The sequence below is a fragment of the Ramlibacter sp. genome, from assembly GCF_035655895.1.
In the GTDB taxonomy this organism is placed as follows: Bacteria; Pseudomonadota; Gammaproteobacteria; order Burkholderiales; family Burkholderiaceae_C; genus Ramlibacter.
Genome location: NZ_DASRTN010000006.1, coordinates 264,955 through 288,158, shown reverse-complemented (window position 1 = coordinate 288,158; position 23,204 = coordinate 264,955). Strand labels below are relative to the sequence as shown.

At 71.3% G+C, this 23,204-nt stretch carries 16 protein-coding genes; 8 read left to right on the top strand and 8 right to left on the bottom strand.

Features of this window, described 5'->3' with window-relative positions; genetic code table 11:
• Window positions 1-439: 439 nt before the first annotated feature.
• The 7 genes from glgC (at window position 440) to VFE82_RS04470 (ending at window position 10,091) form a co-directional block, all read left to right on the top strand.
• On the top strand, window positions 440-1,765 hold the full coding sequence (gene glgC, locus VFE82_RS04500; RefSeq protein ID WP_324999043.1) for a glucose-1-phosphate adenylyltransferase: 1,326 nt from the start codon (window positions 440-442) through the stop codon (window positions 1,763-1,765).
• A 305-nt stretch (window positions 1,766-2,070) separates the two neighbouring features.
• Complete coding sequence (locus VFE82_RS04495) at window positions 2,071-3,594, top strand: class I adenylate-forming enzyme family protein (protein ID WP_324999042.1); 1,524 nt, start codon at window positions 2,071-2,073, stop codon at window positions 3,592-3,594.
• 89 nt (window positions 3,595-3,683) lie between these two features.
• The gene (locus VFE82_RS04490; RefSeq protein WP_324999041.1) at window positions 3,684-6,215 is read left to right on the top strand and encodes a PAS domain S-box protein; all 2,532 of its coding nucleotides are present in this window, start codon (window positions 3,684-3,686) and stop codon (window positions 6,213-6,215) included.
• The gene (locus tag VFE82_RS04485) at window positions 6,212-6,658 is read left to right on the top strand and encodes a response regulator (protein WP_324999040.1); all 447 of its coding nucleotides are present in this window, start codon (window positions 6,212-6,214) and stop codon (window positions 6,656-6,658) included. Before VFE82_RS04490 ends, VFE82_RS04485 begins: the two co-directional genes overlap by 4 nt.
• A complete protein-coding gene (locus VFE82_RS04480; RefSeq protein WP_324999039.1) occupies window positions 6,658-8,280 on the top strand; it encodes an ATP-binding response regulator in 1,623 nt (540 codons plus the stop codon). The genes VFE82_RS04485 and VFE82_RS04480 overlap by 1 nt, the downstream gene beginning before the upstream one ends.
• A 129-nt stretch (window positions 8,281-8,409) precedes the next feature.
• Window positions 8,410-9,441, top strand: a complete 1,032-nt coding sequence (locus VFE82_RS04475; protein WP_324999038.1) for a cation diffusion facilitator family transporter — start codon at window positions 8,410-8,412, stop codon at window positions 9,439-9,441.
• Window positions 9,442-9,491: 50 nt separating this feature from the next.
• Window positions 9,492-10,091: an ATP-dependent Clp protease proteolytic subunit gene (locus VFE82_RS04470; RefSeq protein ID WP_324999037.1), complete on the top strand. Its 600-nt coding sequence runs from the start codon at window positions 9,492-9,494 to the stop codon at window positions 10,089-10,091.
• A 93-nt stretch (window positions 10,092-10,184) separates the two neighbouring features.
• On the opposite strand, the gene VFE82_RS04465 is transcribed toward VFE82_RS04470, so the two are convergent.
• The gene (locus VFE82_RS04465; RefSeq protein ID WP_324999036.1) at window positions 10,185-10,580 is read right to left on the bottom strand and encodes a hypothetical protein; all 396 of its coding nucleotides are present in this window, start codon (window positions 10,578-10,580) and stop codon (window positions 10,185-10,187) included.
• A gap of 588 nt (window positions 10,581-11,168) precedes the next feature.
• Between VFE82_RS04465 and VFE82_RS04460 the strand changes: the two genes are divergently transcribed.
• Window positions 11,169-12,578 (top strand): glycosyl hydrolase family 8, encoded by a 1,410-nt coding sequence (locus tag VFE82_RS04460; protein ID WP_324999035.1) that lies wholly within the window; start codon window positions 11,169-11,171, stop codon window positions 12,576-12,578.
• Window positions 12,579-12,698: 120 nt separating this feature from the next.
• Here VFE82_RS04460 and VFE82_RS04455 read toward each other — a convergent pair whose 3' ends face one another.
• From VFE82_RS04455 to VFE82_RS04425, 7 genes are all read right to left on the bottom strand, one after another.
• Entirely contained in the window at window positions 12,699-13,880 is a 1,182-nt protein-coding gene (locus tag VFE82_RS04455; protein WP_324999034.1) for an acetyl-CoA C-acetyltransferase, read from the bottom strand.
• 139 nt (window positions 13,881-14,019) lie between these two features.
• The gene (locus VFE82_RS04450; protein WP_324999033.1) at window positions 14,020-15,240 is read right to left on the bottom strand and encodes a DUF4382 domain-containing protein; all 1,221 of its coding nucleotides are present in this window, start codon (window positions 15,238-15,240) and stop codon (window positions 14,020-14,022) included.
• A 193-nt stretch (window positions 15,241-15,433) separates the two neighbouring features.
• Complete coding sequence (locus tag VFE82_RS04445) at window positions 15,434-16,135, bottom strand: ATP-binding cassette domain-containing protein (RefSeq protein ID WP_414708722.1); 702 nt, start codon at window positions 16,133-16,135, stop codon at window positions 15,434-15,436.
• Window positions 16,132-16,866: an ABC transporter permease gene (locus VFE82_RS04440; protein WP_324999032.1), complete on the bottom strand. Its 735-nt coding sequence runs from the start codon at window positions 16,864-16,866 to the stop codon at window positions 16,132-16,134. Before VFE82_RS04440 ends, VFE82_RS04445 begins: the two co-directional genes overlap by 4 nt.
• Window positions 16,867-17,179: 313 nt before the next feature.
• Window positions 17,180-20,173: a formate dehydrogenase subunit alpha gene (fdhF, locus tag VFE82_RS04435; RefSeq protein WP_324999031.1), complete on the bottom strand. Its 2,994-nt coding sequence runs from the start codon at window positions 20,171-20,173 to the stop codon at window positions 17,180-17,182.
• On the bottom strand, window positions 20,163-21,971 hold the full coding sequence (locus tag VFE82_RS04430) for an NAD(P)H-dependent oxidoreductase subunit E (RefSeq protein ID WP_324999030.1): 1,809 nt from the start codon (window positions 21,969-21,971) through the stop codon (window positions 20,163-20,165). The genes fdhF and VFE82_RS04430 overlap by 11 nt, the downstream gene beginning before the upstream one ends.
• A gap of 224 nt (window positions 21,972-22,195) precedes the next feature.
• Window positions 22,196-23,140, bottom strand: coding sequence for a LysR family transcriptional regulator (locus VFE82_RS04425; RefSeq protein ID WP_324999029.1), 945 nt, complete (start codon window positions 23,138-23,140; stop codon window positions 22,196-22,198).
• Window positions 23,141-23,204 lie beyond the last annotated feature (64 nt).

Sequence of the window (23,204 nt, the reverse complement as noted above, 5' to 3'; positions counted from 1 at the left end):
ATCGCGGCGGAGCACCCCGCCGGGGCGGCCCTGACGCTCAGTGCGCCGCGCCCGTGCCGCCGCTGCCCACGCCCTCGCCTCCCGCCAGGCGCAGGGCCTCGAACCATCGCAATGAAGTGGGACAAGCAGGGGTCACGGTGTGCAGCGGAACTCGACAGGACGCGCATGCTAGCTCGACAACATCCCGGACGGCCGCGCCAGCTGCGGCCGGTTTGTAAGCGGATGAGCCAGCCATCGCTCCCTGCCCGCAAGCCCATCCGTCGACCAAAGGGCGAAATGGGCAGATCTCCCATGCAGCACCGTGCAGCACGGCTTACGTCCTGTGGCTGAGCTCACAACCCGCACGGTGCCGCGCGGGCGAGGGATCGCGGCCCAGGCCTACACCGACGCGACCGCAGGCGCGCGACAGTCGGTGTGCCTCTGCAACTGTCGCTCCATCATGGCCAAGGAAGATCTCGCATTCGCCCACCTGCTCGGCAACACGGCCGTCAGCGACCCGCGCACCGCGGAACAGCTGAGTCTGGCGCGCCAGTTGCCCAAGCGGACCGTCGGCCTGGTGCTCGCCGGCGGCCGCGGGTCGCGCCTGCACGAACTCACCGACCGCCGGGCCAAGCCGGCCGTCTACTTCGGCGGCAAGTTCCGCATCATCGACTTCGCGCTGTCCAACTGCATCAACTCCGGCATCCGGCGCATCGGCGTGCTCACGCAGTACAAGTCGCACTCGCTGCTGCGGCACCTGCAGCGCGGCTGGAACTTCCTGCGCGGCGAAGCGGACGAATTCATCGACCTGCTGCCGGCGCAGCAGCGCGTGAACGAGGCCGACTGGTACCGCGGCACCGCCGACGCGATCTACCAGAACATCGACATCCTGCGGTCCTACGCGCCCGAGTACATCCTGGTGCTGGCCGGCGACCACATCTACAAGATGGACTACTCGCTGATGCTGCTCGACCACGTCGAGAGCGGCAGCAAGTGCACCGTCGGCTGCATCGAGGTGCCGCGCATGGAGGCCACCGCCCTGGGCGTGATGGCGATCGACGAGAAGCGCCGCATCACCGAGTTCCTGGAGAAGCCGGCCGACCCGCCCGGCATGCCCGGCAAGCCCGACCGCGCGCTGGGCAGCATGGGCATCTACGTCTTCGACGCCGAGTACCTGTACCGCCTCCTCGAGGAGGATTTCGCCGACCCCGCCTCGCAGCGCGACTTCGGCAAGGACATCATTCCTCGCCTGGTGCGCGAGGGCCAGGCGATCGCCCACCCGCTGGGCATGTCCAGCGTGCCGGCCGCGACCCGGCATGCGCCGTACTGGCGCGACGTCGGCACGGTCGATGCGTTCTGGGCCGCCAACCTGGACCTCGCGTCGAACATGCCCGAGCTGAACATCTACGACCGCGACTGGCCGATCTGGACCTACCAGGAACAGTTGCCCCCGGCCAAGTTCGTGCCCGACGAAGGCGGGCGGCACGGCGAGATCGCCAACGTGCTGGCCTCCGGCGGCTGCATCGTCTCGGGTTCCGACCTCACCATGGCAGTCCTGTTCTCCAGCGTGCGGGTCCACTCGTGCTGCAAGATCCGCGAGACGGTCATCCTGCCGGGCTGCACCATCGGCCGCGGCTGCCGGCTGACCAAGGTGGTGATCGACCGCGGCTGCGACCTGCCCGACGGCACGGTGATCGGGGAGGACCCGGAAGAGGACGCCCGGCGCTTCCACCGCTCGCCCAACGGGGTCGTGCTGGTGACCGGCGAGATGCTCGCGAACCTCTGAACCGCAACCGGCGGCGGCGTCGCCGGCGCGGTCGGCTCCCGGCGTCCTTCTCAGCGCCGGCTGCCCACCGCACGGCCGCCAGCGCCCGGATCCGCCGGCCCACGCCCCCGCAGCCCCGGGCGGCAGCCTCCCGTCGCTGTCGCCCGCACGACGCGCGTACGGCCCCGCTGGCACGGTCGGCTGGCCCGCACGGCAGAATGCCCGGCACACGCGATGTCCATCTGCCCGGCACAGCCCTCGTCCGCCGCCCCCAGCCACCCGCCGCGGCGCCGCGGATCCCGCCGCCCGCCCCAGTCCCGACTGCCATGACCACTTCCCTGCCTCCCTTCCGCCCCATCGCCGACCTGCTGCGCGAGCATGCAGCCGCGCGGCCGCAGCACACCGCGCTCGTCCAGGGGGCGCGCCGCCTGTCCTGGGGCGACATGGACCGCCTCGCCGACCGCGTCGCGGCCGCCCTGCAGCGCGACGGCGTGCAGCCCACGCAGACGGTCGCGATCAGCGGTGCCAACAGCATCGACTACGCCGTCGTGTTCCTCGGCGCGGTGCGGGCCGGCGTCGCCGTCGCACCGCTGCCCACGGGCGCCACGCCGGAGCAGCTCGCCGGCATGGTGGCCGACAGCGGCGCGCGGCTGCTGCTGGCCGATGCCACCGTGCCGCCGCTCGCCATTGCCTGCCCGCGCATCGCGCTGGACGGCAGCCCCGGCCACCGTGCGCTGCACGAGTGGCTGGCCGCCGAAGGCAGCCGCCCGCAGCCGGTGGCGGTGCAGCCGGAATGGCCATTCAACATCATCTATTCGTCGGGCACGACCGGCACGCCCAAGGGCATCGTGCAGCCGCATGCGATGCGGTGGGCGCACGTGGCGCGGGCCGAGGCCGGGCGCTACGGGACGGACTCGGTCGCGCTGCTGGCCACCTCGCTGTGCTCCAACACCACCCTGGTGAGCTTCTTCCCCGCGCTCTCGCGCGGCGGCACGGTGGTGCTGACCGAGGGCCGGTTCGACGCCGGCGCGTACCTGGCGCTGGCAGCGCGCGAGCGTGCCACCCACACCATGCTGGTGCCGGTGCAGTACCAGCGACTGATGGCGCACCCCGACTTCGACCGCACCGACCTGTCGTCCTTCGTGATGAAGTTCTGCACCAGCGCGCCGTTCTCGGCCGCGCTCAAGGCCGACATCCTGCGGCGCTGGCCCGGCGGGCTGCTCGAGTACTACGGCATGACCGAGGGCGGGGGCACCTGCACGCTGGCCGCACACGACTTCCCCCACAAGCTGCACACCGTCGGCAAGCCGGCCGAAGGCCACGACATCCGCCTGATCGACGAGGACGGACGCGAGGTGCCGCGCGGCGAGACCGGCGAGGTGGTCGGCCGCTCGCCCTCCATGATGACCGCCTACCACGGGCAGCCGGCCAAGACGCGCGAGGCCGAGTGGTACGACCCCGAAGGCCGCCGCTTCATCCGCACCGGCGACGTGGGCCGCTTCGACGAGGACGGCTTCCTGGTGCTGATGGACCGCCGCAAGGACATGGTGATCAGCGGCGGCTTCAACATCTACCCGAGCGACCTGGAAGCCGTGCTGCGCGGCCACCCCGGCGTGGCCGACGTGGCCGTGGTCGGCGTGCCGTCGCCCGAATGGGGCGAATCGCCGGTCGCGTTCGTGGTGCCGGCAGCGGACGCGCCCGCGCCCGAGGCGCTGCGCGCCTGGGCCAACGAGCGGCTTGGCAAGACGCAGCGGCTGGCCGGCCTGCGCTTTCTCGACGAGCTGCCCCGCAGCGACATCGGCAAGGTGCTCAAGCGCCAGCTGCGCGAACGCTGGGTCGCCGGCGCCTGAGCCGGCGCGGGCCGGGTCCGGTTCGCAACGAAACGCAACGCGGGCGTGGTCCGACTCGGCGGCGCCCGGGCGGCGCCTATCGTCGGTGTGTGCAGCTGTCCTTCGGCCCCTCGTCGGTCGCCATCTCCTTCCTGCTGGCGGCGCTGGCCGCCCTCACCACGGGCCTCAGCGCGTTCTGGTCGTCCAGTGCGATCGCGGAAGCCACGAGCTGGGTGGCGCACACGCGCGAGGTGCAGACCCGCCTGGAGGAGGTGCTGTCGCTGCTCAAGGACGCCGAGACCAGCCAGCGCGGCTACATGCTGACTGCCGACCCCGCGTACCTGGCGCCCTACCGCGACGCCGACCGCGTGCTGCCCGGCAGCCTGCAGGCCTTGCAGCGGTTGACCGCCGACAACCCGACGCAGCAGGCCCGCCTGCCGCGCCTGCACGACCTGGTGGCCGCCAAGTTGAAGGTCACGCGGGAGGCCATCGGGCGGATGGACGTGGGGGACCTGCCCGGCGCGCGCGCGCTGATGGTCGCCGGCGGCGGCAAGCGCCTGATGGACGAGCTGCGGCTGGAGATCGACGCGATGCGCTCGGAGGAGGAGCGTCTCCTGCGGCTGCGCATGGAGGCGGTGGACACCGTGCAGGCACGCAGCGCCGCGAGCGCGGGCGTGAGCACGGGCCTGCTGCTCGCGCTGCTGGCCACGGTCTACGCCAGCTCGCAGAGCTCGGCCGCGCACATCCGCAGCGCGCTGGCGGCCAGCGAGGCGGCGCGCCGCGATCTGGAATTCCTCGAGCAGGCGGTCGACCGGGCGGCCATCGTCGCGGTGTCCGATCCGCAGGGCCGGCTGCTGCGGGTCAACGATGCGTACGTGCACCTCAGTGGCTTTCCACGCGATCAGCTGGTCGGGCAGCACCACCGGGTGGTGCTGCCGGCGCTGGAGCCGGCCTTCTACGAGGCCGCGCGTGAAGGCCGCACCTGGCGCGGCGAGGTGCGCAGCCATGCGCGCAACGGCCGCGCGTTCTGGACCGACACCACGGTCGTGCCGCTGCTCGACGGCGCGGGCCAGCCGGAGCGCTACATCGCGATCCACTACGACATCACCGACCGCAAGCTGGCCGAGCTGTCGCTGCGGGAGAGCGAAGCGCGCTACCGCACGCTGGCCGAAGCCCTGCCCCACATGGTGTGGACGGCCACGCCGGGCCTGGTCCCCACCTACTTCAGCAGCCACTGGACGGCATTCACCGGGGTGCGCAGCGACGGCTGGAACTTCGAGCGCTGGCTGTCGCTGATCCACCCGGACGACCGCGCGCATTTCCTGCAGGCCGTCGAGGATCCGATGGGCCGCGGCCAGCCGCACGAGAGCGAGTTCCGCCTGCGACGCCACGACGGTGCCTGGCGGCTTGTCAACGCGCGCGCCACCCCCCAGCGCGACGAGGCGGGCGCCATCGTGCAGTGGGTCGGCACGGTCACCGACATCCACGACCGCCGCCAGGCCGAGCTCGCGCTGCGCCAGTCGCAGGCGCTCGTGCAGGCCATCGTCGACGGCTCCCCCGCGCTGGTGTTCGCCAAGGACCTGCACGGCCGCTACTTCCTCAGCAACCGGGCGTGGCGCCAGATGCTGGGGCTGTCGCGCGAGCAGGCGGACGGCGTCACCGACGAACAGGTGTTCGGCCCCGACATCGCAGCCCAGCTGGCGGCGGGCGACCGCCGTGCCCTGGAGGGCAGCGAGCCGGTGCTCCTGGAGGAGAGCGGGCTGGTGCAGGGCCGGCACGTCACGTATCTCTCCAGCAAGTTCCCGCTGCGCAACGAGCGCGGGGAGGTGTACGCGGTGGGCGGGGTGGCCACCGACGTGACGGAGCTGAAGAACACGCGCGAGGAGATCCAGCGGCTGAACGCGCAGCTGGAGGAACGGGTGCAGGAACGCACGCGCCAGCTGTCCGAGGCCAACCAGGAACTGGAAGCCTTCAGCTACACCGTCTCGCACGATCTGCGCGCGCCGTTGCGGGGCCTGCAGGGCTTCGCACAGGCCGTGCACGAGGACTATGCCGAGAAGCTGGATGCGCAGGGACGAGACTACCTCGACCGCATCATGGGCGCCGCGCGGCGCATGGAGTCGCTGATCCAGGACCTGCTCGAGTACGGCCGCCTCTCGCGGGAGGAGCTGCAGCTGCGCGACGCGAGCCTGGCGCTGGCGGTGCGCGAGGCGCTGCAGCAACTGGACGTCGAGGTGCGCCGCCGGCACGCGTCGGTGGAGGTGCAGGAGCCGCTGCCGGCCGTCCGGGCCCATCCGACCGTGCTGTTGCAGGTCCTGAGCAACCTGCTGGGCAATGCGTTGAAGTTCGTCCCGCCAGGGCAGGCGCCGCGCGTGCGCGTGCTGGCCCACGCGCGCGATGCCCGCGTGCGCGTGGAGGTGCAGGACAACGGCATCGGGATCCGGCCGGAGCACCAGGAGCGGATCTTCCGCGTGTTCGAGCGCCTGCACGGCCAGGAGGCCTACGCCGGCACCGGTGTCGGGCTGGCCATCGTGCGCAAGGGCTGCGAGCGCATGGGCGGCACCTGCGGCGTGCAGTCGGCGCCGGGCCAGGGCAGCACGTTCTGGGTGGAGCTGCCCGCCTCCACGCAAGGTGCCGCATGAGCGATTCCGACCGGATCCTGCTGGTGGAGGACAACAGCGACGACGTCGTGCTGATCCAGCGCGCGTTCCGCCGCGCCGGCGTGCGCACGACGCTGGCCGTGGTCGACGACGGCGACAGCGCGGTCGGGTACCTCGAGGGCAGCGGGCCCTGGGCGGACCGCTCGCGCCATCCCCTGCCGCGGCTGGTGCTGCTGGATCTGAAGCTGCCGCGCCGCTCCGGCCTGGAGGTGCTGGCTTGGCTGCGCGCGCAGCCATCGCTGCTGGGCCTGACGGTGGTGGTGCTGACCAGCTCGCGCGAGAACACCGACCTGCGCCGCGCCTATGAGCTCGGTGCGAACTCCTTCCTGGTCAAGCCGGTGAATTTCGACGACCTGCTGGACCTCGTCCGCACGCTGGACCTGTACTGGATGCGCCTGAACCAGGCGCCATCGACGGAGGGCTGATGATGGATCCGCGCCTGGTGCTGGTGATCGACGACAACCCGGACGACCGGGCGCTGGTGGTGCGTGCGCTGCGTGCCGAATTCCCTTCAGCCGGCCTGCGCGAGATCCCGGACGCTGCCACGCTGGAGGCGGCGTTCGCGGCCGGCGGGTTCGACGCCGTGGTCACCGACTACCAGCTGCTCTGGAGCACCGGGCTGGACGTGCTGCGCGAGGTGCGCGGCCGTTTCCCCGACGTCCCGGTGGTGATGTTCACCAACACCGGCAGCGAGGAGGTCTGCGCCCAGGCCATGCGCGAGGGCCTGCACGACTACATCGTCAAGCGCGCGCACCACTACGTGCTGCTGCCGGCGGCCATCCGCTCCGGGCTCGCGGTGGTGCGCGCCCGCCAGGAAGTGCGCCAGCACGCGCAGGCACTGCAGGCCGCGCTGGCGGCGGAGAAGGCCGCGCGCTCGGACGCCGAACGCGCGGACCGGCTCAAGGACGAATTCCTCTCCACCCTCTCGCACGAGCTGCGCACGCCGCTCAACGCCATCCTGGGCTGGACCCACGTGCTGCAGCGCTCGCCCGACAAGGTGGAGTCGGTGGCCAAGGGCATGCAGGTCATCGAGCGCAACGTGAAGGTGCAGGTGCGCATCATCGAAGACCTGCTGGACGTCTCCAAGATCGTCTCCGGCAACCTGCGCCTGGAAGCGCAGCCGGTCGAGCTGGTGCCGGTCATCGACGCCGCCATCGAGTCGGTGGCGCCCGCCGCCGACATCAAGGGCGTGCGGCTGCTGCGCACCCTCGACATGCAGGCCGCCCCGGTGATGGGCGACGCCACGCGGCTGCAGCAGGTGGTGTGGAACCTGCTCACCAACGCCATCAAGTTCACGCCGCAGGACGGCCGGGTGGAAGTGCGGCTGGAGCGCGCGGGCCAGACGCTGGTGCTCACGGTGGCCGACACCGGCGAAGGCATCGACGCGAACTTCCTGCCGTTTGTCTTCGACCGGCTGCGCCAGGGCGACGGCTCGACCACGCGGCGGCACAGCGGCCTGGGCCTGGGGCTGTCCATCGTCAAGCACCTGGTGGAGCTGCACGGGGGCCGGGTGCTGGCCGAGAGCCCGGGACGCGGCCACGGCAGCCGCTTCACCGTCACGCTGCCGCTGGCGCCGGTGCAGGCGCCCGCCGAGCGCGCGTCCGACCGTGGCCTGAGCGGCCCGCGCCAGCCCGCCCGCGAGCCCGAAGCGGTGGACCTGTCCGGCGTCGACGTGCTGCTGGTGGACGACGAGGCCGACGCGCGCGAGCTGATGCAGCGGGTGCTGCTCGACGCGGGCGCCCGCGTGCGGCTGGCCGGATCGGCAGCCGAGGCCTTGCGCGAGTTCGGGCAGCGGCGGCCCGACATCCTGGTCAGCGATGTCGGCATGCCGGACGAGGACGGGTACACCCTCATGGGCCAGGTGCGGCGGCTGGAGGACGAGGAGCGCACCTCGCGGGTGCCGGCCATCGCGCTCACGGCCTTCGCCCGCGCCGAGGACCGCCGCAAGGCGCTGCTGGCCGGGTTCCAGCTGCACATCGCCAAGCCGATCGAGCCGGCCGAGCTGACCGCGGCGATCGCCTCGTTGTCGGGGCGCACCGGCCGCTGACGGGCCACGCCGGCCGTCCCGCTCCACCGCGGACGCGTCCGACAGCGGGTCGGCGCGCGCACCGTAACGCCGGCCGCCACGGCTTCCTAGGATGTTGCACTGGCGGCGTGCACCGCCGGGAGCACCCGCTTGGCCGAATCCAGGACCGCCGTCTACGGCGCCATCGCCGCCAACCTGGCGATTGCCGTCACCAAGTTCGCCGTTGCCGGGGTCACCGGCAGTTCGGCCATGCTGTCCGAAGGCGTGCACTCGCTGGTGGATACCGGCAACGGTGCGCTGCTGCTGGTGGGCATGCACCGCAGCGCGCGGCCGCCCAGCCCGCGGCATCCGTTCGGGCATGGCAAGGAGCTGTACTTCTGGAGCCTCATCGTCGGGGTGCTGATCTTCGGGCTGGGCGGCGGCGTCTCCGTCTACGAGGGCATCGTCCACCTGCGCCGTCCGGTGGCGAGCGGCGATCCGTTCTGGAACTACGTGGTGCTCGCGGCTGCCGCCGTGTTCGAGGGCATCAGTTTCTCCATCGCGTGGCGCGAGTTCTCGCGCCAGCGGGGTGCCACGCCGGTGTGGCAGGCCTTGCGGCGCAGCAAGGACCCGGCCACCTACACCGTGCTGGCCGAGGACTCGGCCGCGCTGGCCGGCCTGGCGATCGCGGCGACCGGCGTGTTCCTCAGCCACCGGCTGGACATGCCCAGCCTGGATGGCGCGGCCTCGATCGTGATCGGGCTGCTGCTGGCCGGGGTGGCGGTGCTGCTGATCCGCGAATCGCGCGGCCTGCTGGTCGGCGAAGGCGTGCAGCCCGACACGGCCGACGCGATCCGCCGCATCCTGGCCGAGGAGGCGCAGGCCCGCGAGGTCGGGCCGGTGCTGTCGATGTACATCGGCCCCGAGGACGTGCTGATCACCACCACGGTGACTGTCCGCCCGGACATGCCGGCGCGCGAGCTGGCCGCCGCGGTCCAGCGGGCGGAAGAGCGCATCCGCCGGCAGTACCCGCGGATCTGCCGGATCTACGTCGAGGTCCAGCCGGAAGGGGTCGCGACCGGTCGCGGCGCAGGCGACACCGCTGCAGCGCGCGCGCCAGCCGGGGCGAGCACCGCCGGCGCTGCGTCCCCCGGCCTTCCGGCTGCTGCCGTCAAGGCCATCCGGACCTCGCGCCGCGGATGAGGCACCGACCGGTGCATGATGTCGCCCTGCGTAATCAAGGAGCCATTTCCATGGAAACCCCCCACGACGAACCGAGCGCGGCGCCTTCGACCGCGGAACCGCGCAACGCCTTTCTCGAGGAGAAGGCCTTCAAGTCGCGGACGGTGCTGCTGTTCGGCGAGGTCAGCGACCGCTCGGCCGCGGACATCGCCCGCCGCCTGATCGCACTGGACGCCGAGTCCGACAAGCCGATCGACATGCTGGTCAGCTCGCCCGGCGGCCACCTCGAATCGGGCGATGCGATCCACGACATCATCCGGTTCATCGGCGCGCCGGTGAACATGATCGGCACCGGCTGGGTCGGGAGCGCCGCCACCCACCTGTATCTGGCGGTGCCGCGCGACCGGCGCTTCTGCCTGCCGAACACCCGCTTCCTGATCCACCAGCCCAGCGGTGGCGCAGGTGGCCCGGCCAGCGACATCGCGATCCATGCGCGCGAGATCATCAAGGCGCGCGAACGCATCGCCCAGACCATCGCCCGCGAGACCGGCAAGCCGCTGGACAGCGTGCTGGTGGACATCGAGCGCGACCGCTGGCTGTCGGCCGAGGAAGCGATCGACTACGGCCTGGTGGGTCGCATCATCCAGAACAAGAACGAACTGCGGCGTTGAGCCGCGAGGCGGATGCCCGCTGGCGGGCACGCGGGCCGAAAAAAAAGGGCCCGGGTCGGTGACGACCCGGGCCCTTTTGACTGGCCAGCCGGCTCAGGAGCTCGACTTCTTGGCGGCCTTGGCGTCGGCCTGCGCGCGCTTGATGTCGGCTCCGGCCTTCTCGTGCGCCGCCTTGGCGTCCTTCATGCAGGCCTTCTGCTCGTCGCCCTTCATGGGCTTGCACTTGGCCTTGGCGGCCTTGTAGTCGGCATCGGCCTGCTTCTTCATCGACTTGGCGTCGCCACCGGCAGAGGCGCTCGCGCCGCCCGTGCTGCCGCCCGACATGCTGCTGCCGCCGGACATGCTGCCGGAGCCGCTGGTGGAGGGGCTCGTGGTGCTGCTGGAGGCGCCACCGGTGGAGCCGGTGCTGCCGCCGCTGGACTGGGCCATGGCGGTGCCGGCCAGGCCCATGCACAGGGCGGCCGAGAGTGCGACGAGGGTCTTGTTCATCAGAGGAATCTCCTTGGTTGGGTGTTGAACGCGGCCGAAACAGCCGGTACTCCAGTCAACGCGCCAGACCGATCCCGGTTTGTAGGACAGCTGCGATAGATGCCCTGCACGCTGGCAGTGCGGGGGCGTCGCCACACGCCGACACGCCGCCCGGCCGTGCTGGGAGTTCGCGTCCAAAAGTAAGTTGTGCAGCAGGATAAGGCCGCTCGACGACCTGGGCCTTTTTCACATCCGAACGTGGGCGGTTGACCAACGGTGCGAAGTGGTTGGCTCAGCCATATGCAGCGCGCGGCCGCGTTGCCACGTTCCGTGGGCATCCTGCCCTTTCATGGCCGAGCATGAACTTGCGCGCAGCGCAGGTTGGACGCAAACGAACCCCGCTTTTGGTTACTTCTGTCCTCTTCCGGATGACATGGCTGTCGGACATCTCCTACTACATTCGCGCCTCCTGCTGAGGTTGGCGCCCGCCGATCACCGGCCGCGACGCGGCCGCGAGTGAACGACGCGCAGCGGTCCTGCCCCAGCGCTTTGTCCAACAGCTGGGGTTGCGGCCGGTCCGCAACGTCGGGCTTCTACATGTGGTTGAGCATGAAACGGCGCATCTTTCTTCATTCGGGTTCGGCAGTGGTGGCAGCGGCGGTGACCGGCTGTGGCGGCGGCGGTGGCGGCAGCGATGCCGCCGTCGCCGGCGACGCCGGGACGGCCGTGTCGTCCGCCGAGCTCGCGCGCAACTCGGCCAACCTCGGCGGCAGCACCGGCACGCCTTCCACGCCGTCGACGGACGCTCCGGCGCCCCAACCCCAGCAGCCGGAGCAGCCGACCAGCAACGTTCCCGGCATCGGCTATCCGTTCGGCTCGCGGTTGACCCCCTATGTCGCCGGCATCCTGCCCAACAACGCCAGCAACGCCTCGATGGACGCGGTGATCCGCTCCGCCTACGACCGGTGGAAGGCCAACGGCATCGTCGACGTGCCGACGGTCCCCGGCGGCAAGGCGCTGCGCTTCACCAGCAGCTACATCACCGTGTCCGAAGGCATGGGCTACGCGATGCTGCTGGCCGTCGTCATGGCCGGGCACGACCCGAACGCCCGCGCCCTCTTCGACGCGCTGCTGACCACCGTGCGTGCCCGCCCGGCGTACAGCATCCCGACGCACGGCCGCTACCTGATGGACTGGCGCCTGACCGCCAACGGCTCCTCGACCGATGCCGCCGGCGGTGGCTGGAACGCGATGGACGGGGACCTGGACATCGCGTTGGCGCTGCTGATGGCCGACAAGCAGTGGGGCTCCGGCGGCAGCTGGAACTACAAGCAGGAAGGCATCAACACCATCAACGCCATGAAGGCGTGGAACATGAAGCCCGACGGCACCACCAAGGGCCTGGGCACGCCGGACGTGAGCCGCACGTCCGACTACATGATCGGCCACTTCCGCGCGTTCGCGAAGGCGACCGGCGACAGCTACTGGAGCACCACGGTGATCGACCGCTGCTACTGGCTGATCAACCGCATGCAGACGGTGTACTCGCCCTCGGCCGGCCTGATGCCCGACTTCATCGTGCAGACCAACACCAGCGCGCCGGTCCCTTCGCCCGGCTTCATGGGCGATGGCGTGGCGACGGAGATGTACTACTACGCCAACGCCCAGCGCAACCCGTGGCGCTGGGGCACCGACTACGTCCTGTCCGGCGACGTGCGCTGGAAGAACGTGGTGAACAAGATGATGGCGTTCTTCAAGTCCGACACGGGCAGCGATCCGGCGCGCACCGCGACCGGCTACCACCTGGACGGCGTGGCGGTTTCCCGGACCTACCCGGACTGGACGTCCAAGGGCATGGTCGGCCCGCAGCTGTGCGGCGCAATGGTCGACCCGGCCCACCAGGCCTACCTCAACTCGCTCTGGACCTACAACGCCAACAACTTCGTCGTGAGCTACTACGAGTCCGAGCTGCAGCTGATTCCGATGCTGGTGGCCTCGGGCAACTGGTGGACGGTGTGATCGAGAAGGCGCGGCCCTCGGCTGACATGAACAAAGCCGGGCGACGCCCGGCTTTTCTGTTGCGGGCCACGCGGCCGCCCCCGACCGACGCGGTTTGCCGGCCCGTTCGCGAGCGGCAGCTCAGCGAAGCGCCTCGACGATCGTGACGTTGGCCATGCCGCCGCCTTCGCACATGGTCTGCAGTCCCCAGCGGCCGTTGCGCTGCTCCAGCACGTTCAGCAGCGTGGTCATGAGCTTGGCCCCCGAGGCGCCCAGCGGGTGGCCGAGTGCGATGGCGCCGCCGTTCACGTTCAGGCGAGCCGGGTCGGCGCCGGTCACCTGCAGCCAGGCCAGCGGCACCGGCGCGAACGCCTCGTTGACCTCGAACGCATCGATGTCGTCGACCGTCAGGCCGGCCTTCTTCAGGGCGCGCTGGGTCGCGGGGATCGGCGCCTCGAGCATCACCACCGGGTCGTGGCCGAGCACCGACAGGTGGTGGATGCGCGCCAGCGGCTTGAGGCCGAAGGTCTTGAGCGCACGCTCGCTCACCACCATCACGCCAGCGGCGCCGTCGGCGATCTGGCTGGCGCTGGCGGCGGTGATCACGCCGTCGGCCTGCAGCAGCTTCACCCCGGCGATGCCCTCGGGCGATGCGTCGAAGCGGATGCCTTCGTCCACCGTGTGCAGCGCGTCGCCGGGCTCCTCCCCCGCCTTCCAGGCGCGCACCGGCAGGAGCTCGCGCCCGAAACGACCGGCCTGCGTCGCGGCGATGGCACGCCGGTGGCTCTCGAGCGCGTAGGCGTCCAGCTGGTCCTTGGTGAGCCCGTACTTGCGCGCGATCATCTCGGCGCCCATGAACTGGCTGAATTCGATGCCGGGGTAGCGCTGCTGGATCCGCGGGCTCATGTAGAAGCCCAGCCCGTTCCGGCGCGGCAACTCGCTGGACGTGAACATGGGCACGCGCGACATGCTCTCGACGCCCGCGGCGATGACGCAATCCATGCTGCCGGCCATCACGGCCTGGGTGGCGAAGTGGAGCGCCTGCTGGGACGAGCCGCACTGGCGGTCGACCGAGGTGGCCGGCACCGACTCGGGCAGGCGCGACGCGAGGACCGCGTTGCGGGCGATGTTGGTGGACTGCTCGCCCACCTGGCTGACGCACCCCATGACGACGTCCTCGACCGCCGCCGGGTCGATCCCCGTGCGATCGAGCAGCGCATCCAGCACCTCGGCAGCCAGGTCGGCCGGGTGCCAGCCGGACAGGCGTCCGTTGCGGCGGCCGGCGGCCGTGCGGACGGCGGCGACGAGAAAGGCTTCAGGCATGGACACCTCCTGGGAAAAACCGATTATCGGTCGGCCGGTGCGCCCGCCCTGCCGGTGCGCGCCCCGGCCGCCGGCATCCGGCCGGGCGAAAAAAAAGGCCGCCCGAAGGCGGCCGAGGGTCCCTGAGCAGATGCCTTCGTCAAGGTGCGAAGGTCAGATTGAGGGTCTGGCTGGCGGTGCCCGCCACGTTCGCCGTCGACGACGCGGTGGTGCGGCCCGGGGCCGTGGCTTCCACGCGGTACTGCCCGGCGGCGGCCGTCTCCGGCGCACCGAAGGCCAGGGCGCCGCCCGCGACATAGCTCGCCCGGATCGGCCCGCCTTGCGGCAGGGCCAGCGAATAGCCGCCGGTCGCCGCATTCACCGGCAGCGACACGATCTCCACGGCGGTGCCGCTGGCGAGCGTCTGGGTGACGCGCACCGTGGCATCGGCGACCGGCGTGCCCGAGGCGGTCGCGGTGCCGGAGACGGTGGCCATCGTGGAGGCTGCGGGCGTGATCGCCGAGCTGGTCGCGTTCAGGGTCGTGGTGCTCGTCGTCACCGGCACGCCGGTCACGACGGCCGTGCCGAAATTGGTCGAGGTCACCACCACGTCGTAGCTGCCCGCCGGCAGGAAAGCGAGGTTGAAGCGGCCGCTGGTGTCCGGCACGGTGGACCGCACCACCACCCCACCCTGCTGCGCCGTGACCAGCGTCGTGGCCGGCGCCGCCTGGGCAGCCAGCGCGGTGCCGACGAAGCCGGCGATGCCCGAGCTCACCCGCTCCATCACGCGCACCACCGGCTTGAGGTTGTAATTGCCCGAAGACCCCGCCGGCACGACGGAGCGGCAGGCGTCGAAGTCGAGCACGAGGTCGGCGGTCTGGCCGGATTGCACGTCGAAGCGCGCCTGCAGCTTCAGGCCGCTGCTCTGCCCGCTCGGCGTGTTCAGCGGCACTTCGACGCCGGTGGTCGGCTTGACGGCATTGGCGCGCGGCTGCGAGGCGGTGTTCTCCGCCAGCACCAGGCGGATCTGGTTGTACTGGCCGGTCGGCAGCGTGGTCTGGCCAAGCTCCTCGAGCACGCCGTTGGTCAGGTTGAGCAGGTCGATGCGCCGGGGCGTGTCGAGCACGATGTCGCGCCATCCGCCATCGTTGTCGCCGGCCGCCGCATTCTGGTTCACGCGGACGCGCTCGACGGTGATGAACACGTTGTCGTAGCCGCAGCTGGGTGCATCGGTCAGCGCCAGGCGCAAGGTCCCGCTGCTGCCCAGCGAGGTGGGGTTGCCCCCGCCTCCACCGCCGCAGGCAGCCAGCCCTGCCACCAGGGCGGTCGCGGCAATCGCCTGCCAGCGCGGCCACCCGGTTCCGATCACGTCACGCGTCATCCAGTCCTCTCGAATCAACGAGGGCGATGGTCGGCCTGCAGTGAACAAATCCTGTTGCCGGGCGTAACCAACGCTGCGAAACATTGGGATTCGCCCTAGTCTGTTACGGGCGGTTGCGAATCGCTGGTCGTTGTTCCCAGACTGCGACAGTTCTGCCCGTGAAGCAGTTCACGACTCAATTCGCGCCAGCTACTCAGCCTGCCTCACCTTGCACGAAGAGGTCTGCTTCGCGCGACACGGATGCCAATTTCGAATGGTCGAAAAAATCACGCACGGGCAGATCGGCCAGGACCCGGCCGCGTTCGACATAGGCCACGCGGGTGGCCAGTCGCTTCACCTGGCCCAGGTTGTGGCTCGCAAAGACGAGCGTCATGCCGGCAGCCGCGAATTCGGCCATCACCGCCTCGACCTCGCGCTTGGCCGGGGGGTCGAGGTTGGCGGTCGGCTCGTCCAGGAAGAGCAGGTCCGGTTGCAGGCTCCAGGCGCGCGCCAGCGCCACCCGCTGCTGCTGGCCGGCGGACAGGTGGCGTGCGTTGCGCTGGCCGATGCCGTCCAACCCGACACGGGCGAGCGCCGCTGTGGCACGGCCCGCGCACTGGCGCCACGGCACGCCAGCCAGCCAGAGGCCGAGCGCGAGGTTTCGCTGCACGGTCGTGCGCAGCAGGAACGGACGCTGGAACACCATGGCCTGCCGCGCGCCAGGGTCACGCGCCAGCCGGCCCGCGGCAGGGGGCAGCAGCCCATGCAGCGTCCTCAGCAGCGTGCTCTTGCCACTGCCGTTGGCACCGATGAGGGCCAGCCGCTCGCCACGCTCCACGCGCAGGTCGACGGCGTGCAGGAGGGTGCGGCCGTCGATGGCGACGTCGGCCGATTCCAGTTGCAGCAGGGGCCTCACGCGCCGACCTCCCGCAGTGCGGCCGGCGTGGCGGCCTGCGCGAGCCGCCAGCGGCGCAGCAGCGCGATGACCGTGTTGAGGGCCAGCACGATGGCCAGGAGGACGGCCCCGAGGGCGACCGCCAGCGGAAGATCGCCCTTGCTGGTCTCCAGCGCGATCGCGGTGGTCATCACCCGGGTGAAGCCGTCGATGTTGCCGCCGACGATCATGACGGCGCCCACCTCCGCGATCGCGCGCCCGAAGCAGGCGATCAGCACCGTCAGCATCGCGTAGCGCTCGTCCCATGCGAGCAGCAGGCTGCGCAGACCCGGCCCGGCGCCCAGCGACGCCAGCTGCTCGCCATGCGCCAGGTTCGCATCGTCGACCAGCTGCCGCGTCAGCGCCGCGGCCACCGGCAGCACCAGCACCGCCTGCGCCAGCACCATCGCCTGGAAGGTGAACAGCCACCCCAGGCTGCCCAGCGGCCCGCTGCGGGAGAGCAGCAGGTACACCACCAGGCCGACCACCACCGAGGGGATCGCGAGCAGCGTGTGCAGCACGGCCAGGATCGCGCCACGGCCGGCGAAGCGCGCCACCCCGAGCCAGGCGCCGAACGCGCAGCCCAGCACGCAGCCGAAGACGCAGGCGGTGGCGCTGACGGCGAGCGAGCGACCGACGATGGCCAGCAGCGCAGGCTCGGCGCCGGCCACGAGTTGCAGGGCGGTCTGCGCCGCCTCGATGAAGGTGCTCATCGGGGGAATTGTCGGGCAAGGCGGCGGGCGGGCGGAGGGCCGCCAGCGGAAACGAACCGGCCACGGCGCGCGGCCGATCCCGGTGCGTGGCGGCCTCTTCGCGCCATCGTGGCCAGCGGGGGCGCCAAGCGGTTCACAAGACGGGCGGCGCTGCTGACTGGCGCAGCGCTGCAGCCACACGACGGAACCCCGGAGCCCACCGGCCGGAGCCCGGAGTCCCGAGCCAGAGCGCACGGCGCAGAAGGCCGGTGGTCCGCCGCCCGGCGTCGGGCCGAGGCCGGAGCCGCAAGCGGCGCCGGATCCAGCCCGCTGTTCAGGCGGCCAGGGGTTGCTCCAGCGGCGAACCCTGAACGCCGCTGCCGTACCCGGCGGGCGCCCGGGGCTGTCCGCCCGGCACCACGCGCACGGCGCAGTACTTGAACTCCGGGATCTTGCCGAACGGGTCGAGCGCCGGATTGGTCATCAGGTTGGCCGCCGCCTCGTAGTACGCGAACGGGATGAACACCGCCCCGTGCGGCGTGCCGTCGTCGCGCCGCACGTGGATGGCCACCTCGCCCCGCCGCGACTGCACCGTGATGACGTCGCCCGGCTGCAGCCCCAGGCGCACCAGGTCGGCGCCGTTCATGGACGCCGTGGCCATCGGTTCGATGGCGTCGAGCACCGACGCGCGCCGGGTCATGCTGCCGGTGTGCCAGTGCTCCAGCTGACGCCCGGTGATCAGCACGAACGGGAACTCGGTGTCGGGCCGTTCGTTGGCCGGGATGATGTCCGCCGGCACCAGCTTCACGCGGCCGTCCGCGGTCGGGAACCGCTCGGTGAACACGGTGGGCTGGCCGGGGTCGTCCTCCGACAGGCAGGGATAGGTGACGCTCGAGTCGCGCTCCAGCCGCTGCCAGCTGATGCCCGAGATCGCGGCGTGCATCGCCTGCCGCATCTCCTCGTACACGGCCGCCACGCCGGACTCCTCGCCCGGGTAGTGCCAGTCCAGCCCGATGCGGCGGGCGAGCTCCTGGATGATCCACAGGTCGGGCCTGGCCTCGCCCGGCGGGTTGAGCGCGCGCCGGCCCAGCTGCACCATGCGGTCGGTGTTGCTCACGGTGCCGGTCTTCTCGGGCCAGGCCGAGGCCGGGAGCACCACGTCGGCCAGCCACGCGGTCTCGGTCATGAAGATGTCCTGCACGACCAGCAGCTCCAGGCTGGCCAGCGCGTGCCGCGCATGGTTCAGGTCCGGGTCGCTCATCGCGGGGTTCTCGCCCATGATGTACATGCCGCGGATCTTGTGCGGGTCGCTGTCCTCGGCCAGCGCCTTGTGCATGATCTCCACCACCGTGTAGCCCGGGCGCGGGTCGAGCGGCGTGTTCCAGAACTTCTCGAACCAGGTGCGCGCCTGCGGGTTGTCGACCCGCTGGTAGTTGGGCAGCATCATCGGGATCAGGCCGGCGTCGCTGGCACCCTGCACGTTGTTCTGGCCGCGCAGCGGATGCAGCCCGCTGCCGGGCTTGCCGATCTGCCCGGTCACGCTCGACAGCGCGATCAGGCAGCGCGCGTTGTCGGTGCCGTGCACGTGCTGGCTCACGCCCATGCCCCACAGGATCATCGCGCCCTTGGCCCGGGCGAACGCCCGCGCGACGTCGCGCAGCACGGCGGCCGGCACGCCGCAGATCGGCTCCATCGCCTCCGGGCTATAGCCCTGGACGTTCTCGCGCAGCGCCTCGAAGTTGCTGGCGCGTTCGCGCACGAAGGCTTCGTCGGCCAGGCCCTCTTCGATCACGACGTGGATGAGTGCGTTGAGCATCGCCACGTCCGTGTCCGGCTTGAACTGCATCACCCGCCAGGCGTAGCGGCCGATCTCGGTCACGCGCGGGTCGGCCAGGACGATCTTGGCGCCGCGCTTGGCCGCGTTCTTCATCCAGGTGGCGGCCACCGGATGGTTGGCCGTCGGGTTCGACCCGATGATCAAGATCAGCTCGGCGTTCTCCACGTCGTTGACCTGGTTGCTCACCGCGCCGGAGCCCACGCCCTCGAGCAGGGCCGCCACGCTGGACGCATGGCACAGGCGCGTGCAGTGGTCCACGTTGTTGCTGCCGAAGCCGGTGCGCACCAGCTTCTGGAAGAGGTACGCCTCCTCGTTGCTGCCCTTGGCGGAGCCGAAGCCGGCCAGCGCCATCTTGCCGTGCGTGTCGCGCAGCCGCTTCAGGCCGCCGGCAGCGACCTCGAGCGCCTCGTCCCAGGTCGCTTCGCGGAAGGCCTCGCTCCAGTGCGCCGGACGCGGCGCGTCGTCGTGATGCTTCGGGATGCCGGGCTTGCGGATCAGCGGCTTGGTCAACCGCTGCTCGTGGTGCGCGTAGTCGTAGCCGAAGCGGCCCTTGACGCACAGCCGGCCGTGGTTGGCCGGCCCGTCGCGGCCCTCGACGCTGACGATCTTCTCGTCGCGCACGTTGTACGTGATCAGGCAGCCGACGCCGCAGAACGGGCAGACCGAGTCGACCTTGCGGTCCACCACCTGGCTGCCGATCTGGGTCTTGGGCATCAGGGCGCCGGTCGGGCAGGCCTGCACGCACTCGCCGCAGGCCACGCACGTGCTGTCGCCCATCGGGTCGTCGAGGTCGAACACGATCTTGCTGTCCAACCCGCGCATCGCATAGCCGATGACGTCGTTGACCTGTTCCTCGCGGCAGGCGCGCACGCAGCGGTTGCACTGGATGCACGCGTCCAGGTTCACGGCCATGGCCGGATGCGTGATGTCCGCGGCCGGCTGCTCGCGGCGCAACGCCACCAGCTCGGGGCGCGGCACGATGCCCAGGCGCTCGGCCCAGGCGGAGAGTTCGCCGTGCTGCCCGGGCTGCGCCGGGGCGGCGGTCGCGGCTGCCAGGACCGCCGCGGCCGACCCGGCCTGGGCCGGCGGCACCGTGGCCACGCCGTCGAACGGCGCGGCGCCGGTGGTCGCCGGTCGGGCCAGCGCCGGCGTGAGGGGCGCGCCGTCGGTCCACTTGTAGCCGCGCTCGGGCACGTCGGCCAGCAGCATCTCGACCACCATCTTCTGGCTCTTGCGGGCGCGTTCGCTCTCGGCCTTGACGTCCATGCCGGGCGTGACGGCGCGGCAGCAGCTGGGCGCCAGCGTGCGCTCGCCCGCGATCTCCACCACGCAGGCGCGGCAGTTGCCGTCGGGCCGCAGGCCGTCCTTGTAGCAGAGGTGCGGGATGTCGACGCCGACGCGGCGCGCGGCCTGCAGGATGCTCTCGCCCTGGACCGCCTGGACCTTGGTGCCGTCGAGCGTGAAGTCGATGAGGGGCAGGTCAGATTTCATGGGGGAAGTACCTCTGCACGCAGCGGATCGGGTTGGGGGCGGCCTGGCCCAGGCCGCAGATGGAAGCGTCGCCCATGACCTGGCCGAGGTCGCCCAGCGTGGCGTTGTCCCAGCGCGGCGCCTCCATCAGGCGCGCCGCCTTGGCGGTGCCCACCCGGCAGGGCGTGCACTGGCCGCAGCTCTCATGCTCGAAGAAGCGCATCACGTTCACCGCGGCGTCGCGGGCGCGGTCATGCTGGCTGAGGACCATGACGGCCGCCGAGCCGATGAAGCAGCCGTGCGGCTGCAGCGTGTCGAAGTCGAGCGGAATGTCGCCCATCGAGGCCGGCAGAATGCCGCCGGACGCCCCGCCCGGCAGGTAGGCATACAGCTCGTGCCCGTCGGGCATGCCGCCGCAATATTCGTCGATCAGTTCGCGCACGGTGATGCCGGCCGGCGCGAGCTTGACGCCCGGGAACTTCACGCGTCCGCTGACGCTGAACGAGCGCAGGCCCTTGCGGCCGTGGCGGCCAAAGCCCGAGAACCACTGCGGGCCGCGCTCGACGATGTCGCGCACCCAGTACAGCGTCTCGAAGTTGTGCTCCAGCGTGGGCCGGCCGAACAGCCCGACCTGCGCGATGTAGGGCGGGCGCATCCGAGGCTCGCCGCGCTTGCCTTCGATGCTCTCGATCATCGCGGACTCCTCGCCGCAGATGTACGCGCCGGCGCCGCGCCGCAGCTCGATGTGCGGCAGCGGGCACGGCGGGTCGGCACTGAGCTTGCGCAGCTCCTGGTCGAGCAGCGCGCGGCATTCGTGGTACTCGTCGCGCAGGTAGATGTAGACCGCGTCGGTGCCCACGACCTGCGCGGCCACCAGCAGCCCCTCGAGGAAGCGGTGCGGGTCGCGCTCGAGGTAGGTGCGGTCCTTGAAGGTGCCGGGCTCGCCCTCGTCGATGTTGATCGCGAACAGGCGCGGGGCGGGTTGCTCGCGCACGATGCGCCACTTGCGCCCGGCGGGGAAGCCGGCGCCGCCCAGGCCGCGCAGGCCCGAGTCCTCCATTGCCTTGATCACGGTCTCGGCGGCCACTTCGCCGCGCGCCAGGGCCGCCGGCAAGCCGTAGCCGCCGCCGGCGCGGTAGGTGGCGTAGTCGGTGTACGCCACGCTGGCCTGCACGTCCTGCAGCGCAGGCGACACGCTCCGCTCGGCCAGCGCCGCCGGCGCGAAGTCGGCGCCCGCCGCAGGTGCGCGCACCGGGGCGGCCCCATGGGCCGCGACCGCCTGCGCCACCTTGTCGGCCGTGGCCAGCGGCACGGCATGCTGGTGCACGGCCACTGCCGGCGCCTGCTCGCAGCGGCCGATGCACGGCGCGGCGATCACCCGCACGTCGGTGCCCAGGATCGCGGGCAGCCGCTCGATCAGGTCGCGGGCGCCGGCCAGTTCGCAGGCCAGCCCGTCGCACACGCGCACCGTCAGGCCCGGCACCTGCGCGTCGCGTGGCACCACCTCGAAGTGGTGGTAGAACGTCGCGACCTCGTAGACCTCCGCCATCGGCACGTTCATCTCGCGGGCCAGCGCCACCAGGTGGTGCTCGCGCAGGGCGCCGAAGCGGTCGTTCAGGCGGTGCAGGTGCTCGATGAGCAGGTCGCGCCGATGCCCTTGCGCGGGGCGCTCGCCGATGCACTCGCGCACCTCCAGGACGGCCTGTTCCTCGGGCTGGCGGCCCTTCAGCTTGCTCTTGCGTCGGATGCGCTCGCGCAGCTGGTCCTCGGTGGCGAGGGCCACGGCCTGCACCTGCTGGCTGGGGATGGGATGGTTCATGGTCCGGTCGGGAAAAAGTCCCGTGGGCCAGTGTCGAAGCCGCGCCGGCGCACCGTCAAATTGAATCGAAGCATCTGGCGATTCAATCCGGAAATGACGCGCCGCAGCAAAAGTGCTCGCGTTGAATGAGCGGGGCGCAGGGAACGCGGTACAGCCTGCTCGTCCACCCGCACGGACCGGTTGCGCAGCGGACCCTGGCACACCGTTCCGGCGCGCCGGCCGCGCTAGATCGACAGCAGGCCCGCGTGGGCCGGATCCTCGCGCAGCCAGGCGGTGTCGGCCGCCATCTCGAGCCCGGCCTCCAGTGCGCGGGACGGGCGCACCGACGCGGGCGTCATGAAGCCGATCGGCGTGTGCACCTCGGGCTCGACCAGCGGCAGCGCCTCCAGCTCGCGGTACCCGCGCACCGCGCTCACCAGCGCGCCGGGCATCACCGTGCACACCTGCCCGGCCACCACGCTGAGCGCCAGCGCCAGGATGGAGTTGGTCTCCAGCGCTGGCCGCACGCGCGCGCCGGCGGTGACGAAGGCGCTGTCGACGATGGTGCGGTTGTGCATGTCGGGCGTCAGCATGGCCAGCGGCAGCTCGCCGATGTCCTTCCAGCGCACCGGCGCGCCGATCTGCAGCGCGCTCGCATGCGGCGTGGCGGCCCGGCGCAGCAGGAAGTAGTGCTCCGTGTACTGCGGCAGGGCCTGCAAGGTGCCGCCATGGTGCTGCATCCGCTCGGTGTAGCCCAGGGCGAGGTCGATCGACAGGCGCTCGAGGCCGGCTTCCAGCTCGGCGGAACTGAGCGACAGCACCACGGGCACGACGCCAGGATGGCGCGCCTGCAGCCGCGCCGCGAAACGGGCCAGCACGGGCATGGCGGTCGGCACGGCGCCCATGCGCAGCGAGCCGCGCGGGCGGTTCGCCTCGCTGCCGAGCTCCTGCTGCAGCAGGGTGTGCTCGTGCAGCATGCGTTGCGCGGTCGCGAGGACCCGTTCGCCTTCGGGGGTGAGGCCGGCGTAGTTGCGGGCCCGCTTGACGATGACGACCTGGAACTCTTCTTCCAGCGCCTTCAGCGCGTTCGACAACGCCGGCTGGGTGATGTGGCACGCCTGCGCCGCCCGGCCGAAATGCTGGTGCTCGCTCAAGGCGACCAGGTAGCGCATCGAGGCCAGCAGGTTCATGGCGGGATTGTCGCTGAGCCGCCGCCCGGCGCGCCCGTCGACGGCCGGCACAAGACCGTGCGGC

Excerpts from the sequence above, each read along its gene's own strand:
- glgC (WP_324999043.1), top strand. The coding sequence starts at position 440 with ATGGCCAAGGAAGATCTCGCATTCGCCCACCTGCTCGGCAACACGGCC.
- VFE82_RS04495 (WP_324999042.1), top strand. The coding sequence starts at position 2,071 with ATGACCACTTCCCTGCCTCCCTTCCGCCCCATCGCCGACCTGCTGCGC.
- VFE82_RS04485 (WP_324999040.1), top strand. The coding sequence starts at position 6,212 with ATGAGCGATTCCGACCGGATCCTGCTGGTGGAGGACAACAGCGACGAC.
- VFE82_RS04480 (WP_324999039.1), top strand. The coding sequence starts at position 6,658 with ATGATGGATCCGCGCCTGGTGCTGGTGATCGACGACAACCCGGACGAC.
- VFE82_RS04470 (WP_324999037.1), top strand. The coding sequence starts at position 9,492 with ATGGAAACCCCCCACGACGAACCGAGCGCGGCGCCTTCGACCGCGGAA.
- VFE82_RS04465 (WP_324999036.1), bottom strand. The coding sequence starts at position 10,580 with ATGAACAAGACCCTCGTCGCACTCTCGGCCGCCCTGTGCATGGGCCTG.
- VFE82_RS04460 (WP_324999035.1), top strand. The coding sequence starts at position 11,169 with ATGAAACGGCGCATCTTTCTTCATTCGGGTTCGGCAGTGGTGGCAGCG.
- VFE82_RS04455 (WP_324999034.1), bottom strand. The coding sequence starts at position 13,880 with ATGCCTGAAGCCTTTCTCGTCGCCGCCGTCCGCACGGCCGCCGGCCGC.
- VFE82_RS04450 (WP_324999033.1), bottom strand. The coding sequence starts at position 15,240 with ATGACGCGTGACGTGATCGGAACCGGGTGGCCGCGCTGGCAGGCGATT.
- VFE82_RS04440 (WP_324999032.1), bottom strand. The coding sequence starts at position 16,866 with ATGAGCACCTTCATCGAGGCGGCGCAGACCGCCCTGCAACTCGTGGCC.
- fdhF (WP_324999031.1), bottom strand. The coding sequence starts at position 20,173 with ATGAAATCTGACCTGCCCCTCATCGACTTCACGCTCGACGGCACCAAG.
- VFE82_RS04430 (WP_324999030.1), bottom strand. The coding sequence starts at position 21,971 with ATGAACCATCCCATCCCCAGCCAGCAGGTGCAGGCCGTGGCCCTCGCC.
- VFE82_RS04425 (WP_324999029.1), bottom strand. The coding sequence starts at position 23,140 with ATGAACCTGCTGGCCTCGATGCGCTACCTGGTCGCCTTGAGCGAGCAC.